Here is a 14,256-nt window from a genome sequence, read left to right as displayed (position 1 = left end):
AGGAGCTTAAGCCATAGATGGGGCATACTGGGGGGTACGTCGCCCTGAGGAGTTCGCGTGGAGCCCATCGGGAAACTGATCACGATCGACCGGAGCAGCCCGGTGCCGCTGTACTTCCAGGTGGCGGAGCGGCTCCAGGACCTCATCGAGTCCGGCACGCTGGCCCAGGGCGTCCGCCTGGAGAACGAGATCACGCTCGCCGACCAGCTCGGCGTCTCCCGGCCGACCATGCGCCAGGCGATCCAGCACCTCGTCGACAAGGGCATGCTGGCCCGCAAGCGGGGCTTCGGCACGCAGGTCGTGCACAACCGGGTCCGCCGGCAGGTCGAGCTGACCAGCCTGTACGAGGACCTCGCCCGCGACGGCCGGGAGCCGCGCACCGAGGTGCTGTCCTTCCACACCGTCCCCGCCGGCGGTGACGTCGCGGCCGCGCTCCAGGTGGAGCCCGCAGCCGACGTGCTGTCCGTACGGCGGCTGCGCTATGCCGGTGACGAACCGCTCGCCATCATGCACAACCACCTGCCGGCCGGCCTCATCGACGTCACCGAGGACGACCTGAACCGGCGCGGCCTGTACGAACTGCTGCGTGCGGTCGGCGTCACCATCCAGATCGCCGAGCAGGCCGTCGGCGCGCGGCGCGCCACGGCCGGGGAGGCGCGCCTGCTCGGGGAGACGCGGGGAGCGCCCCTGCTGACCATGTCGCGCACCGCGTACGACGACGCCGGACGCCCGATCGAGTACGGATTCCACCTGTACCGGGCCGACCTCTACTCCTTCGAGATGACCCTGCGGGCCCGCTGAGCCGCTCCGTGGCTGCGCTGGTCGTCTGCCACGAGTGCCGGGCCGCCGCGAACGGGCGGGTCGGCTGATGCCGCCCGTGAGCGCCGCCGGACCGCTCTTCCCCTGGCTGGTCACCGATCTGGACGGCACACTCGTCGGCCGCGACCTGCGGATCGTGGCCCGCAGCGCCGACGCGCTGCGGCGCTACCGCGAGCGCGGCGGCACCGTCTACATCGCCACCGGCCGCAACGAGGAGTCCGCCGGCCGCTACCACCGCGACCTCGGCCTCGACACGCCGATGATCCTCTACAACGGGGCTCGCGTCGTCGACCCCGCCACCGGCAGGCGCCTTCTCGACCTGCGGCTCGACGACTCCTGCCTGCGGAACGCGGTGCTGCCGGAGTTGCCGGCCGGCGTCGGCGCCGTCGGGTTCGCCGGAGAGAACGCCTACGCGCTGCGTGCGGCCCCGGCACTCGCCGACTACGCGCGCCGGGACGGCATCACGCTTCGCACGGACGCCCCGGCCGAGCCGCTGACCAAGGCGATGCTCATCGCGCCCGCCCCACCGCTGAACGGGCTCGCCGCGCTGGTCGCGGAGCGGTGTCCCGGCGTAAGGCTGCTCCAGTCCGAGGACACCTACCTGGAGATCCTGCCGGCCGACGCGGGGAAGGGCCCCGCGCTGCGGTGGCTCACCGAGCGGGAGGGGATCGACCTGTCACGCGTCGCGGCCATCGGTGACAACCCCAACGACATCGACATGATGACGGCCGTGGGCCTCGGCGCCGCCGTCGGCGACGGGCACCCGGAGACGCGGGCGGCGGCCGACATCGTGGTCGGCGGCTGCGCCGACGGAGCCGTCGCCGACCTCGTCGACCGGATCCTCGCCGACGGGAAGCCGGAATGATGCTGACCGTGCTCACGTCGTCGGACGCGGCGGATCCCGCGCTCGGCGAGCGATCCGCTCCAGGTGCGCATCGACTACGTCGAGGGTCAGGGTCTGCTGCGCGCCATCATCGACGACTGCACCAGCGCGGGCTTCCACGTCTCGGGGCTGCGCGTCGCCGGCACGGACGCGAGCGCCTCCGCCTCACTGGTCGGCGTCCTGCTCGAGTTGTCCGGCCGCGGGTCCACCGACGATCTCCTGCCGCGCCTGTCCGGCCGAGAGGGGATCCGCGAGGTCATGCTCACCGACGGCGCCGTCCAGTAACGCCTCGTCCACTCCGGCGGCGGTGCGCTGATCAGCCGCGCCGCATGAGCCGGGCGACGGCCGCCATCATCTCGGTGGTCATCTCGTCGGTGCGCTGCTCGGTGGCCGCCTCCTTGACGCAGTGCTTCACGTGGTCGTCCAGCAGGCCGAGGGCGACCTTGTCCAGCGCCGCCTGGATCGCGGAGATCTGGGTGAGGACGTCGATGCAGTAGCGGTCTTCGTCGACCATGCCCTGGACGCCGCGGACCTGGCCCTCGATGCGGCGCAGGCGGGTGCGCAGCTGGTCCTTGGTCGCGCTGTAGCCGCGAGCCGCCGGGGCGGAAGCGGCCTGCGCGGACCTCTCCGTGCTCATGAGGCCGACTCTAGCAAACCCCCATGGGGTATGTTATGGTCCTCTCAAGTTACCCCCTAGGGGTATCTGCCTCGCTGAGGCGCAGGCCCCTGCTATCCATATACCCGGTATGGGTACCTTAGGAGTCAGCCGTAATGGAGCGGTCACCGACATCGCCGAAGGAGAGCACAGATGACGACGACCCAGTACAAGGTCAAGGGCATGACGTGCGGCCACTGCGTTTCCGCGGTGACCGCGGAGGTCGGGGCCATCGACGGTGTCACCGACGTCGACGTCGACCTGGCCTCCGGGACGGTCACCGTCGCCAGCACGGCCCCCCTCGACGAGCAGGCGGTACGCGACGCGGTGGACGAGGCCGGCTATGAGGTCACCGGTTCCTGACCGGGCCCGCTCCGGGGGGCCTGAGAGCAGCGAAGGAAGGCAGCGATGAACACACCGGCCAGGCTCGGCATCTTCACGATCGGGCTGGCGGCGGTGTTCGGCGCGGCGCTCGGGGCCGGCCGCCTGGCCGGTCCCGTCGGAGCCGCGGATCGGCCGAACGCCTCCCACAACGACATGGAGCAGCACACCGGCCATGACATGACGCACGCGACCATGCCCGGAGGGCTGCTCGTCTCCGACCACGGCTACACCCTCACCACCACTACCGCGTCCACCGGGACGTTCGCCTTCCGGATCATCGGCCCGGACGGGCGGGCGGTGACGGCGTTCGACACCGAGCACGACAAGCGGATGCACCTCATCGTCGTCCGCCGCGACCTGTCCGGCTTCCGGCACGTGCACCCCGCCATGGACGCCGACGGCACCTGGCGGGTCGCCGCACCCTTCGGCGGGCCGGGCGCCTACCGGGCGTTCGCCGACTTCAAGCCCGCCGGCGCCGACCCGCTGACGCTCGGCATCGACACCGAGGTCGCGGGCGAGACGACCCCGCGGCCGCTGCCCGCCCCGGCCACGACCGCCTCCGTCGACGGCTACACCGTCACCCTCAAGGGCGCGTTGACGGCGGGCCGGGAGAGCCGGCTCGACCTGACGGTCTCGCGGGACGGCCGGCCGGTCACCGACCTTCAGCCCTATCTCGCCGCGTACGGGCACCTGGTGGCGCTTCGTGTGGGCGACCTGGCCTACCTGCACGTCCACCCGGACGGCGAGCCGGGCGACGGCAGGACGAAGCCGGGGCCGACCGTGACCTTCCACGCCGAGGTGCCGTCCGCCGGCTCGTACCGTCTCTACCTGGACTTCCAGCACGACGGCGCGGTCCACACCGCCGAGTTCACCGTGACGGCCGTCGCTTCCCCGACGAAGGAGGGCTCATGAGCACCACGGCACCCGAGCGGGTCGAGCTGGTGATCGGGGGCATGACCTGCGCGTCGTGCGCCAACCGCGTCGAGAAGCGCCTCAACCGGCTGGAGGGCGTCACCGCGACGGTCAACTACGCCACCGAGAAGGCCAGCGTCGCCTTCGAGCCCGGCGTCTCCCCGGACGACCTGATCGCCCAGGTGGAGAAGGCCGGGTACACCGCCGCCCTCCCCGCCCCGCCGAAGCCGGACGAGGAGGAGACGGCGCCGGAGGCCGAGGACGCCACCGTACGCGCCCTGCGCGACCGGCTCCTGGTCAGCACCGTGCTGGCCGTACCCGTGATCGCGCTGGCGATGATTCCCGCCCTGCAGTTCACGTACTGGCAGTGGGCCTCGTTGACGCTGGCGGCACCGGTGCTGGTCTGGGGTGCGGCGCCGTTCCACCGCGCCGCGTACAAGAACCTCAGGCTCGGCGCCGCGACGATGGACACGCTGGTGTCGCTGGGCACGATCGCGGCGTTCGGCTGGTCGCTGTACGCGCTGTTCTTCGGCACCGCCGGCGAACCGGGCATGCGGCACCCGTTCACCCTCACCGTCGGGCGCGTCTCCGGCGCGGGCGAGATCTACCTGGAGGTCGCCGCCGGGGTGACGGTGTTCATCCTGGCCGGCCGTTACTTCGAGGCCCGCTCCAAGCGGCGCGCCGGGGCCGCGCTGCGGGCGCTGCTGGAGATGGGCGCGAAGGACGTCGCCGTGCTGCGCGACGGCCGCGAAGAACGCGTCCCCGTCGAGCGGCTCACCACCGGCGACCGGTTCGTCGTACGGCCCGGCGAGAAGATCGCCACGGACGGCGTGGTGGTCGAGGGCGGCTCGGCGGTCGACATGAGCATGCTCACCGGGGAGTCCGTGCCGGTCGAGGTCGGGGTCGGCGACGCCGTCGTCGGCGCCACCGTCAACGCAGGCGGCCGCCTGGTCGTCGAGGCGACCAGGGTCGGCTCGGACACCCAGCTCGCGCAGATGGCCAAGCTGGTGGAGGAGGCCCAGAGCGGCAAGGCGCAGGTGCAGCGCCTCGCCGACCGGGTCTCCGGGATCTTCGTGCCGATCGTGATCACGCTCGCGGTGGCCACCCTCGGGTTCTGGCTCGGTACGGGCGGCGGCGTCACGGCGGCCTTCACCGCGGCCGTCGCGGTCCTCATCATCGCCTGCCCGTGCGCGCTCGGCCTGGCCACTCCCACCGCCCTCCTGGTCGGTACGGGTCGCGGCGCCCAGCTCGGCATCCTCATCCGGGGCCCGCACATTCTGGAGTCCACTCGGCGGATCGACACGGTCGTGCTGGACAAGACCGGCACCGTCACCACCGGCAAGATGACCCTGACCGACGTCATCACCGCCGACGGCCAGGACGCCGACGAGGTGCTGCGCCTCGCCGGAGCGCTGGAGGACTCCTCCGAACACCCGATCGCCCAGGCCATCGCGAGGGGGGCCGTCCAGCGGGTCGGCGACCTGCCGCCGGTGGAGGACTTCGCGGCCGTCGAGGGCCTCGGCGTCCAGGGCGTCGTCGACGGGCACGCCGTGCTGGTCGGCCGTACGCGCCTGCTGGACGAGTGGTCCCAGCACCTGCCCGCCGAGCTGGAACGCGCCAAGGTCGCCGCCGAGGCCGACGGCGGCACGGCCGTCGCGGTCGGCTGGGACGGCGAGGCCCGCGCGGTCCTCGTCGTCGCCGACACCATCAAGGACACCAGCGCCGAGGCGATCACCCGGCTGAGGTCGCTGGGGCTACGGCCGGTCCTGCTCACCGGCGACAACGAGACCGTGGCCCGCGCGATCGCGGCCGAGGCCGGCATCGACGAGGTCATCGCCGAGGTCCTGCCCGCCGACAAGGTCGACGTCGTCAAACGCCTGCAGGCCGAGGGCAGGACCGTCGCGATGGTCGGCGACGGCGTCAACGACGCCGCCGCCCTCGCCCAGGCCGACCTGGGCCTGGCCATGGGCACCGGCACCGACGTGGCGATCGAGGCCGCCGACCTGACCCTCGTACGCGGCGATCTGCGCGCCGCCGCCGACGCCATCCGCCTGTCGCGCCGCACACTCGGCACCATCAAGGGCAACCTGTTCTGGGCCTTCGCCTACAACGTCGCCGCCCTGCCCCTGGCCGCCGCCGGCCTGCTCAACCCGATGCTCGCCGGTGCCGCGATGGCGTTCTCCAGCGTCTTCGTGGTCAGCAACAGCCTGCGGCTCCGCCGGTTCCAGCCGGCCCGCTGAGAGGCACCTGACGCCCGGTTCCGGCCACCGGCCGGAACCGGGCCGCGGTCGTCCGAGCGGGGGTGTGGCGCAGGGGACTTGTAGGGTTTTGGGCGGTCAGAGGCGTCTTACGGTCTGGAGTGCTGACTTGCCCGCTTTTTCGCGTGAACGCCTCAGTGTCTTCGTGGACGCTCCGGCGTTCCAGCGTGCGATCATCGCCGTCATCACGTTGAACGGGCTGGCGCTCGGGCTGGAGACCTCGCCCGGCCTGGCCGACGGGCACTCCACGGCCTTCCTGGTCATCGACCGGTTCGTCATCGCGATCTTCGTCATTGAGATCGTTCTGCGGATCGCCGCACAGGGAAAGGCGTTCTTCCGCGACCCGTGGAACTGGTTCGACCTGGTCATCGTCGCCGTCGCCCTCGTTCCGGCGTCGGAGTCGCTGTCCATCCTCCGGCTCTTCCGGTTTCTGCGGGTGCTGCGGCTGATCTCCGTGGTGCCGGGCATGCGCAGGGTGGTCTCAGCGCTGTTCACCGCGATTCCTGGGCTGGCCTCGATCCTGGTCCTCCTGCTGCTGTCGCTCTACGTCGCGGCCGTCATCGGCGAGCGGCTCTTTCACGAGGCGGCCCCGCAGCATTTCGGAAACCTGGGAAAGTCGCTGTTCACGATGTTCACGGTGCTCACGGTCGAGAACTGGCCGAGCGTCGCGGAGGACGTGATGGCCAAGGAGCCGCTGGCCTGGGTCTTCTTCGTCACGTTCATCGTGGTCACGGCGTTCTTCATCCTCAACCTGCTCATCGGCGTGATCGTTTCCGCGATGGAGACCGAGGTCAACGCCTCACGGTGGAAAGAGGACCAGGAACTGGAGCGGGCACAGCACACCGCGCTGATGAACGAGATCCGGGCGCTCAACGAGAAGATCGACCGGCTCGCGGCCGACTCCGCGACCGCCGGTTCCTCCCGCGACCCCGGATGATCCGGAGAACCGGAGTCACCTCCGATAAGGTGCTACCGTCGGTCTAAGCGGACCCAACTCCGCTTACCGTCTCATGTGGAAGGAACTCCCATGACCTCGGACAGCACCTCCTCCTCCCGGCTCACCGTCACCGGTGTCCCGCGTGCCGGCGGGGCCGGGGTGATCGGCGGACGCACGGTCTCCCGCGTCGGATACGGCGCGATGCAGCTACGCCGGCGAGGCGACCGCGACGAGGCGATCGCCCTCCTGCGCCGCGCGGTGGAGCTCGGCGTCGACCACGTCGACACCGCCCAGTTCTACGGCGACGGCTTCGTCAACGGGCTCATCCGCGACGCGTTCCGCCCCGAGGACGGCGTCGTGGTCGTCAGCAAGGTCGGCGGCGATCCCAACCCGGGCGGCACCTTTCAGGTCCGTCCCGCCCAGCGACCCGAACAGCTGAGGGCGAGCGTCGAGGACAACCTCAAGAGCCTCGGCCTCGACCAGATCCCGGTGGTGAACCTCCGCCGCCTGGACACCGGACCGGGCCTGCGGGTCGAGGGCGACCAGGTGGTCGACCTCGATGACCAGCTCGCGATGATGACGGCGCTGCGGGACGAGGGCAAGATCGGCGCGATCGGCCTGAGCAACGTCACCCTGGACGGACTGCGCCGAGCCCTTCCCGCCGGGATCGCCTGCGTCCAGAACGCCTACAGCCTGGTGGCGCGCGGCGACGAGGAGATGCTCCGGCTCTGCGCCGACGAGCAGATCGCCTGGGTACCGTTCTTCCCGCTCGGCGGCGCCCTCCCCGGCATGCCGAAGGTGACCGACGACCCGGCCGTCATCGCCGTCGCGCGGTCCCTCGGCCGCACCCCCGCGCAGACCGGCCTCGCCTGGCTGCTGCACCACGCGCCGAACGTGCTGCTCATCCCGGGTACCGCGGACGCCGCCCACCTCGAAGCGAACATCGCCGCGGGAACGATCGCCCTGGACGACGACGCCATGGCCGCGCTGGACGCCGCCCGGTCACACTCCACCGACCTCCCGCTCGGCTGAGCCGCTCTTTTCGCCATCGAACCGGACACCATCGGAAAACACCCTCAGAGCGCACGCGATCAAGGAGAATCTCCGCGAGACCTGGTCTCATCGGCGGGCCAGGGCACCGGAGAAGGGGACCCGATGGGCCGTCGTACTCGTTCTGCCTGGGGAGCCTCGGGGCTGGCACTGCTGACCGGGTTCACGCTGTGGGCGGCGATCCCGCACCCCGGAGCGGCCCGGCCGAGCTCGGCCACCTCGTCGCTCGCGGCCGAGGAGGCCACGCCGACGGCCGGCACGGTACGGGTGGACCTGTCGCACAGCCTCGGCGCGTTCCCGTTCCGGCCGGGTCGCCAGCTCAGCGCGACCCCGAACAGCTGGAAGTACGGCACGACGACGAACGAGAAGCTCAGCGACCTCGGTCTCGCGCGGGCACGGGTCTGGCTGGAGTTCGACCAGGCGTACGACGTCGGGACCGGCACCCCTGAATACTCGAAGTGGTACGACTACCTCAGCGAGTACGCCTCACGGTCCAGCGACGGACTCGTCGTCGACTGGCGCTCGGACTACGACCCGCTCGTCACGAACGGCACGTTCACCCGCTCGGCGTTGTTCGCGGCCGAGCGTGACATGCTCGCCGACTACAAGAGGCACTTCCCGTCGATCAAGTACCTCGAGGCCGAGAACGAACCGCCGGACATCGCCGCGTACTACCCGAAATACAAGTTCATGTATCAGGTGGTGAACGCGGTCAACGCGATGGGCCTGCCCGGATCGAAGATCGAGATCGGCGGCCCGACCACGGACATCTTCTCGGTCGGCCGGATCGGCCAGTTCCTCGACCTGTACGCCGCCGACACCGACACGAACAAGCGGCTGGACTTCATCACCTACCACCAGTACTTGATCAACACGTCCGGCAGTGGCACGTGGGACGCCCCGAAGCAGAACCCGGCCGTCGTCTCCACCGAGCGCGCGCAGGTCGACTCGATGCTGACCGCCCGGAACCTGACCAGCCGGCCCGTCATGGTCACCGAGACCGGTGTCTTCCCCGGCTCCCGCGAGTCCGACCTGGGCCTGTCGGCCGACTACCACATACAGGCGGCGGCGCTGCCGTCACTGGACTACTACTACCTCGGCCAATCGTCGGTCACCCCGTTCGACTGGACGATCCACCACCCGGACAACGACCGGAAGAGCATGTTCGCCGACACCGACACGGGGATGGCGCGGCCGTACTACAACGCGATCCGGATGGAGTCGATGCTTCCCGGCACCCGCTACCAGGCCACCTCTGACGGCCTGAGCTCGAAGGGCATCGGTGTGTACGGCCTCGCGGCCGCCGATCCGGGCGAGGTCGCGGTCATGACCTGGAACTACCAGTGGACGCTCAAGACCGCCTACGACTCGAGGATCGTGCTGTCGAACTTCCCGGCCGCGTTCCTGAACTCCAACGTCCTGGTGACCCGCTACCGTATCGCCGACGACTCCGACACCGGCGAGCTGAACCCGGTGGAGCAGTTCGTGATCGGCCCGCGCGGATCGGGCGGATACACGAGCCAGACCCTCCCCCTCAACCCGAACGAACTGCGCCTGCTCGTCCTCACCCCGACCACGAAGCCGGTCGGCTGGCACTCCTGACGCCGCGGCTCGGCCGGGTTGCGGCCCGCCGCCGATCAGGGGGAGGTGAAGTCGGGCAGCCGCTCGCGGGCGACGGCGCGCAGCGCTTCGGCGTGTTCGGCGGGCACGCCGAAGTACGGCCAGCGCAGCCGCGTCCCGATCGTGCTCCAGCCGCCGATCGCGGCCAGCAGTTTGTCGAGTGCCGCGTTGCAGTACTCGTGCTGGAGCGGCTGAATGAACTCACCGAAGAACGCGTTCAGGCGTGCCTCGACGGACATCGCGTCGGGGTGGCCGTCGCGGATGGCCTGCCACCAGGCGACGGCGGCGCGCGGGTGCAGGCAGGCGACGTTGGAGTACGCGCCGGCCGCGCCACGGCGGTGGCCGGAGGCCAGATGGTGGCCCGGGACGAAGACGGAGACCCGCTTCATCACCGGGCGCATCGCCTCGTACCACGCGTCGTCGCCGTCGCCGACCTTGAGCCCGATGATCTCCGGGATCTCCTCGCACAGCCGCTGGTACCCGGCCGGGGTCAGCACACGCTTGGCGTGCGGAGGGTTGTACAGGACCAGGGGAACCGGCGCCGCCTCATCCGCGAGACGGCGCAGGAAGGCGACCGCCTCCCGGTCGGTGACGGTGAACCAGTCGGGGAGGATCACCTGAACGGCGTCGGGCGCGAGTTCCCGCGCGCGGCGAAGCCGGTCGAGGGCGACCTGCGGGCTGGGGTGGGCGCAGCCGATCTGGAACGGTACGCCCGCCGTTCGGCAGCGGGCGGCCACGAGTTCGGCGAGCCGGTCGACCTCCGCCTCGCTCTGCGTCCAGAACTCGGCGGCCGACCCACCCGTGTACACGCCGTCGACTCCGGCGCCGATGAGGTGGTCCAGCTGCTCGCCGACGTGCTCCCAGCGGAGGTCGTCGTCTTCGTCGATCGGCAGGAGCACGGTCGCCCAGGTGCCTGTGGGGGGTTTCATCGGACGTCAGCCTAGTGAAACGGTGCCGGCCGGGATGAGTGCGGCCGGCACCGTCCGCGCGTGTCAGGCGGTGCGGTCCGGGCCCTCGTTCGCCATGGCCCGCCACTCCCGGGGCGTCATCCCGTACGTGTCCTTGAAGACCCGGCTGAAGTGGGCGGCGCTCGCGAAGCCCCAGCGGAACGCGACCGCTTCGATGGTGCGGTGGGCCGAGGCCGGTCTCGTGAGGTCGCGCCGGCACATCTCGAGCCTGCGCCGTCTTATCCACGCGGCCGGGCTGGTGTCCTCCCGGGCGAACAGCTTCTGGAGGTAGCGCGTCGACAGGCCATGCGCATGGGCCACCGCCGAGGGGGAGAGGCCAGGGGCGTCCAGGTGCCGCTCGATGTACTGCTTGATCTGTGCCAGCAGCGCGGTGCCGGGCGCGTCCTCCCGAAACGGCGTCGCCTGGCCGGCCCGCAGGGCGACCGCGGCTCTGATGAGCTCGGGGATGCCGCCGGCCAGCTCGGCGCGCGCGCTCTCGTGGTACGAACCCGCCTGCGCCGCGAGTCCGGTGAGGAAGGGCGACAGTAACCGGCCGAAGCCGTCGTCGCCGCGGAAGACCGTCGCCGTGGTCGCACGCATCGTGGACTCGGGCAGCGCGAGACTGCGCGCGGGGACCCGCAGGACGGTCATCGTGAAGGGGTCGTGAAAGCCGAGGGAGTACGGCCGGCTGGTGTCGTAGAAGGCGAAGTCTCCGGGGCGCAGCAGCGCCTCGCGGCCATCCTGTGCCACCACGGAGCTGCCCGACGTCTGCAGGCTCAACAGGATCAACGGCTCGGACGAAGCGGAGATCAGGCGTGGTGTCCTGACCACTTCGCCGCCACCGGCACGTACGGAGCACAACCGCAGGTCGCCGAGATCGTCAACGCTCAGGCTCGCCACCACGGCCGGACCCTCGGCGGCGGAGATCCGCAGGCGTACCAGAGACTCGGCGACGATCTCGTGCCAGTAGTCCAGCCGTTCATCGGGAGGCCGGTCGCCGGTGGATCGGACGAGGGTCATCCGTACTCCGCTTCAAAACCTGTGCAACAGACAGTAAGCGCACCTTAGCGCGCCGCAGGGACGAAATGTGGTCTCCCAGGTGGGGACATCCGCCATTCCGCCGGTGCGCGCCGCGTCAAGTGTCCGGGCGCTTCTGGGCAAGGAGGCCGGGGCTCCGCCCGCTAGCGTGTCGGCTCATCATCAAACCCCCAGGTCATCGACCTGGAGTTGCTGACAGGCGGAAAGTCTCATGCCCACCCCCCGGTTCAAGGCCGCGGTCGTTCAGGCAGAGCCAGTCTGGTTGGACGTTCACGCTTCCACGGACAAGGCGATCGGTCTCATCGCTCAGGCCGCTCGGAACGGCGCCGGCCTCATCGCCTTTCCCGAGACGTGGATCCCCGGCTATCCGGCGTGGATCTGGAGCGGCTCGCCGCTGTGGGGAATGAAGTTCATCCCCCGCTATTACGAGAACTCGATCGTGGTCGGGGACGAACCGTTCACCCGGTTGGCCAAGGCGGCCGCCGAACACGGGATCACGGCCGTCGTCGGCGCCAGCGAACGCGACGGCGGATCGCTGTACATGGCGCAGTTCATCTTCGGCGCGCAGGGGGAAGTGATCGCGACCCGGCGCAAGCTCAAGCCGACGTCGGTCGAGCGCGGCGTCTTCGGCGAAGGCGACGGAAGCGACCTGGCCGTCCACGAGGTCGAGGGCATCGGCCGCCTCGGCGCGCTCAACTGCTGGGAACACCTGCAGCCGCTGACGAAGTACGCGATGTACAGCATGAACGAGCAGGTGCACGTGGCGTCGTGGCCCAGCCTTGCCAAGAGCCGGTACACCTACCCGCTGTCCGACGAGGCCAGTATGCGGATCAGCCAGGTCTACGCGCTCGAAGGCGGCTGCTACGTACTCGCCGCCACGACGATGCTCGGCGAGCGCGGCCTGGACATGTTCGCCGAGGGAAACGAAGAACGGGTGCACTTCCTCTCCGGCGGAAGCGGCGGCTTCTCCCAGATATTCGCCCCCGACGGCCGCCCGGTCGGGACGACTCTGCCACCCGACGTCGAGGGACTCGTCTACGGCGAGATCGACCTCGGCGTGATCCCCCTCGTCAAGTCCCTGCAGGACCCTGCGGGGCACTACAGCCGTGGCGACGTGACCCGGCTGCTGTTCGATCCCCGGCCGCGTACGCCGGTGGTGAGAGCCCCGCTGACCGCCGGCGCCCGGTCGTCCTGCGACCAGTCCGGCGTCGAGTGGGACATCGACGAACAACGCCCCTCGACCGAACACGTCGAACCTGCCGAGCCTCTCGCGCTGCCGGCCGTTCACCGAGACGCAAGCCCATGACGGGCTGGGTGGATGCGGCGAACTGGCTGCAGAAGTTGAGGGAGACCTTCCCGGACTGGGCGTTCCTGTACGACCCGTGGCAGAACACCTGGTCCGCACTGCGCGGCAAGAACGACCGCGTCACGGCGACCACCGCCATCGAGCTGAACGCGCTCCTGCGGGAAAAGCGGAAGAAGCACACATATGCATGAGTACGAGCCGCATGCGGAAGAGTCGTGCCCCCGGCCCCGGCCCACCCCGCTCTACGGAGCGGAGTTCGCCGCCGACCCGGGCCGCGTCTATGACCACCTGCGGGGGTACGGACAGGCCGCGCCGGTGGAGCTCGCGCCCGGCGTCCCGGCCACGCTCGTCCTGGGATACGAGGCCGCTCTCCACGTGCTCCGTGATCCCGAGGCGTTCCCCAAGGACCCGCGCCGATGGCAGCGGAACATTCCCCCGGACTGCCCGGTCCTCCCCCTCATGATGTACCGGCCGAACTGCCTGTACACCGACGGCGCCACGCACGCCCGACTTCGCCGAGCGGTGAACGACAGCCTGCAGCGCCTGGACGTGCACACGCTGCGCGAACAGGTCGAGCACAGCGCGGGCGAGCTCATCGCGCAGTTCGCGCATGACGGAGAGGCCGACCTGGTCACCCAGTACGCCAGGCCACTACCGATCCTGATCTTCAATCAGATGTTCGGCTGCCCCGGCCCGCTCGGCGAACGGCTCGCCGCGGGCGTGAAGGGAATCTTCGACGTCGTCGACGCCGAGAAGGCGTACGTGGAACTCGTCCAGTGCCTCATCGAACTCGTCGCGCTCAAACGCAGGAGGCCCGGCCAGGACGTCGCGTCCTGGCTGCTGCAGCACCCTGTCGGGCTTACGGACGAAGAGGCGATGTACCAGCTGGTCATCCTCATGGGCGCCGGAACCGAACCCGAACAGAACCTCATCGCGAACGCGCTGCACCTCCTGCTGTCCGACGACCGGTTCGCCGGCGACGTCTCCAGCGGCAGCCTCGCCGTCGACGACGCGCTGGATGAGGTCCTGTGGACCGACCCGCCGCTCGCCAACTTCGGCATCACCTACCCCGTACGGGACCTCACCCTGGCCGGCACCCGTCTGCCCGCCGACCAGCCGGTCGTCGTGAGCTTCACCGCCGCGAACAACGACCCGGCCACATTCTCGGACCAGCGGGCCGGCAACCGCGCCCACCTGGCCTGGAGCGCCGGCCCGCACCGATGCCCCGCCCAGGGACACGCCCGCCTGATCGCCGCCATCGCGATCGAAAGGCTCCTCGACTCGCTGCCGGACATGGACCTGGCCATCCCCACCGACCGGCTGCAGTGGCGCCCCGGCCCCTTCCACCGCGCCCTCGACGCCCTGCCCGTCACCTTCCCGGCACTCCCGACCGGCCCCCCGGCCGAGCGCGGAATGTGGTGAACCCCCGTGTCGATCGGCGGAACAC

The 14,256-nt window shown here is 70.4% G+C and carries 15 protein-coding genes; 12 read left to right on the top strand and 3 right to left on the bottom strand.

Features of this window, described 5'->3' with window-relative positions:
• Positions 1 to 66 precede the first annotated feature (66 nt).
• The 3 genes from QSK37_RS16475 to QSK37_RS16465 all read left to right on the top strand — a co-directional run bounded on the left by QSK37_RS16475 (position 67) and on the right by QSK37_RS16465 (position 1,987).
• Positions 67 to 801: a GntR family transcriptional regulator gene (locus tag QSK37_RS16475; RefSeq protein WP_285622020.1), complete on the top strand. Its 735-nt coding sequence runs from the start codon at positions 67 to 69 to the stop codon at positions 799 to 801.
• 76 nt (positions 802 to 877) lie between these two features.
• The gene (locus tag QSK37_RS16470; protein WP_285621497.1) at positions 878 to 1,684 is read left to right on the top strand and encodes an HAD family hydrolase; all 807 of its coding nucleotides are present in this window, start codon (positions 878 to 880) and stop codon (positions 1,682 to 1,684) included.
• 63 nt (positions 1,685 to 1,747) lie between these two features.
• On the top strand, positions 1,748 to 1,987 hold the full coding sequence (locus QSK37_RS16465) for a hypothetical protein (protein ID WP_285621495.1): 240 nt from the start codon (positions 1,748 to 1,750) through the stop codon (positions 1,985 to 1,987).
• A 31-nt stretch (positions 1,988 to 2,018) separates the two neighbouring features.
• Here QSK37_RS16465 and QSK37_RS16460 read toward each other — a convergent pair whose 3' ends face one another.
• Positions 2,019 to 2,339: a metal-sensitive transcriptional regulator gene (locus QSK37_RS16460; protein ID WP_285621492.1), complete on the bottom strand. Its 321-nt coding sequence runs from the start codon at positions 2,337 to 2,339 to the stop codon at positions 2,019 to 2,021.
• A 171-nt stretch (positions 2,340 to 2,510) separates the two neighbouring features.
• On the opposite strand from QSK37_RS16460, the gene QSK37_RS16455 reads away from it, so the two are divergent.
• The 6 genes from QSK37_RS16455 to QSK37_RS16430 all read left to right on the top strand — a co-directional run bounded on the left by QSK37_RS16455 (position 2,511) and on the right by QSK37_RS16430 (position 9,500).
• Positions 2,511 to 2,720, top strand: coding sequence for a heavy-metal-associated domain-containing protein (locus QSK37_RS16455; protein WP_285567564.1), 210 nt, complete (start codon positions 2,511 to 2,513; stop codon positions 2,718 to 2,720).
• Positions 2,721 to 2,765: 45 nt separating this feature from the next.
• Positions 2,766 to 3,653, top strand: a complete 888-nt coding sequence (locus tag QSK37_RS16450) for a DUF8832 domain-containing protein (RefSeq protein ID WP_285621490.1) — start codon at positions 2,766 to 2,768, stop codon at positions 3,651 to 3,653.
• Complete coding sequence (locus QSK37_RS16445; RefSeq protein ID WP_285621488.1) at positions 3,650 to 5,893, top strand: heavy metal translocating P-type ATPase; 2,244 nt, start codon at positions 3,650 to 3,652, stop codon at positions 5,891 to 5,893. The genes QSK37_RS16450 and QSK37_RS16445 overlap by 4 nt, the downstream gene beginning before the upstream one ends.
• A 127-nt stretch (positions 5,894 to 6,020) precedes the next feature.
• Positions 6,021 to 6,848: an ion transporter gene (locus QSK37_RS16440; protein ID WP_285621485.1), complete on the top strand. Its 828-nt coding sequence runs from the start codon at positions 6,021 to 6,023 to the stop codon at positions 6,846 to 6,848.
• 90 nt (positions 6,849 to 6,938) lie between these two features.
• Positions 6,939 to 7,880 (top strand): aldo/keto reductase, encoded by a 942-nt coding sequence (locus QSK37_RS16435; protein ID WP_285621482.1) that lies wholly within the window; start codon positions 6,939 to 6,941, stop codon positions 7,878 to 7,880.
• A 123-nt stretch (positions 7,881 to 8,003) separates the two neighbouring features.
• The gene (locus QSK37_RS16430) at positions 8,004 to 9,500 is read left to right on the top strand and encodes a hypothetical protein (protein ID WP_285621480.1); all 1,497 of its coding nucleotides are present in this window, start codon (positions 8,004 to 8,006) and stop codon (positions 9,498 to 9,500) included.
• 35 nt (positions 9,501 to 9,535) lie between these two features.
• On the opposite strand, the gene QSK37_RS16425 is transcribed toward QSK37_RS16430, so the two are convergent.
• Both QSK37_RS16425 and QSK37_RS16420 read right to left on the bottom strand, forming a co-directional pair.
• Positions 9,536 to 10,447, bottom strand: a complete 912-nt coding sequence (locus tag QSK37_RS16425) for a dihydrodipicolinate synthase family protein (RefSeq protein ID WP_285621479.1) — start codon at positions 10,445 to 10,447, stop codon at positions 9,536 to 9,538.
• A 63-nt stretch (positions 10,448 to 10,510) separates the two neighbouring features.
• A complete protein-coding gene (locus tag QSK37_RS16420; RefSeq protein WP_285621476.1) occupies positions 10,511 to 11,485 on the bottom strand; it encodes an AraC-like ligand-binding domain-containing protein in 975 nt (324 codons plus the stop codon).
• Between the two features lie 229 nt (positions 11,486 to 11,714).
• Here QSK37_RS16420 and QSK37_RS16415 point away from each other — a divergent pair, with 229 nt between their 5' ends.
• From QSK37_RS16415 to QSK37_RS16405, 3 genes are read left to right on the top strand one after another with little or no spacing between them, the layout of a single operon-like run.
• Positions 11,715 to 12,809: a carbon-nitrogen hydrolase family protein gene (locus QSK37_RS16415; RefSeq protein WP_285621473.1), complete on the top strand. Its 1,095-nt coding sequence runs from the start codon at positions 11,715 to 11,717 to the stop codon at positions 12,807 to 12,809.
• On the top strand, positions 12,806 to 13,000 hold the full coding sequence (locus tag QSK37_RS16410; RefSeq protein WP_285621471.1) for a hypothetical protein: 195 nt from the start codon (positions 12,806 to 12,808) through the stop codon (positions 12,998 to 13,000). The genes QSK37_RS16415 and QSK37_RS16410 overlap by 4 nt, the downstream gene beginning before the upstream one ends.
• Positions 12,993 to 14,231, top strand: a complete 1,239-nt coding sequence (locus QSK37_RS16405) for a cytochrome P450 (RefSeq protein ID WP_285621468.1) — start codon at positions 12,993 to 12,995, stop codon at positions 14,229 to 14,231. The genes QSK37_RS16410 and QSK37_RS16405 overlap by 8 nt, the downstream gene beginning before the upstream one ends.
• Positions 14,232 to 14,256 lie beyond the last annotated feature (25 nt).

Source organism: Actinoallomurus iriomotensis (genome assembly GCF_030269445.1).
GTDB lineage: Bacteria > Actinomycetota > Actinomycetes > Streptosporangiales > Streptosporangiaceae > Actinoallomurus > Actinoallomurus iriomotensis.
This window is presented reverse-complemented; position numbering and strand designations above follow the sequence as displayed.

Coding starts and splice junctions, on each gene's coding strand:
- QSK37_RS16460 (WP_285621492.1), bottom strand. CDS start 2,339: ATGAGCACGGAGAGGTCCGCGCAGGCCGCTTCCGCCCCGGCGGCTCGC.
- QSK37_RS16455 (WP_285567564.1), top strand. CDS start 2,511: ATGACGACGACCCAGTACAAGGTCAAGGGCATGACGTGCGGCCACTGC.
- QSK37_RS16450 (WP_285621490.1), top strand. CDS start 2,766: ATGAACACACCGGCCAGGCTCGGCATCTTCACGATCGGGCTGGCGGCG.
- QSK37_RS16445 (WP_285621488.1), top strand. CDS start 3,650: ATGAGCACCACGGCACCCGAGCGGGTCGAGCTGGTGATCGGGGGCATG.
- QSK37_RS16435 (WP_285621482.1), top strand. CDS start 6,939: ATGACCTCGGACAGCACCTCCTCCTCCCGGCTCACCGTCACCGGTGTC.
- QSK37_RS16430 (WP_285621480.1), top strand. CDS start 8,004: ATGGGCCGTCGTACTCGTTCTGCCTGGGGAGCCTCGGGGCTGGCACTG.
- QSK37_RS16425 (WP_285621479.1), bottom strand. CDS start 10,447: ATGAAACCCCCCACAGGCACCTGGGCGACCGTGCTCCTGCCGATCGAC.
- QSK37_RS16420 (WP_285621476.1), bottom strand. CDS start 11,485: ATGACCCTCGTCCGATCCACCGGCGACCGGCCTCCCGATGAACGGCTG.
- QSK37_RS16415 (WP_285621473.1), top strand. CDS start 11,715: ATGCCCACCCCCCGGTTCAAGGCCGCGGTCGTTCAGGCAGAGCCAGTC.
- QSK37_RS16410 (WP_285621471.1), top strand. CDS start 12,806: ATGACGGGCTGGGTGGATGCGGCGAACTGGCTGCAGAAGTTGAGGGAG.
- QSK37_RS16405 (WP_285621468.1), top strand. CDS start 12,993: ATGCATGAGTACGAGCCGCATGCGGAAGAGTCGTGCCCCCGGCCCCGG.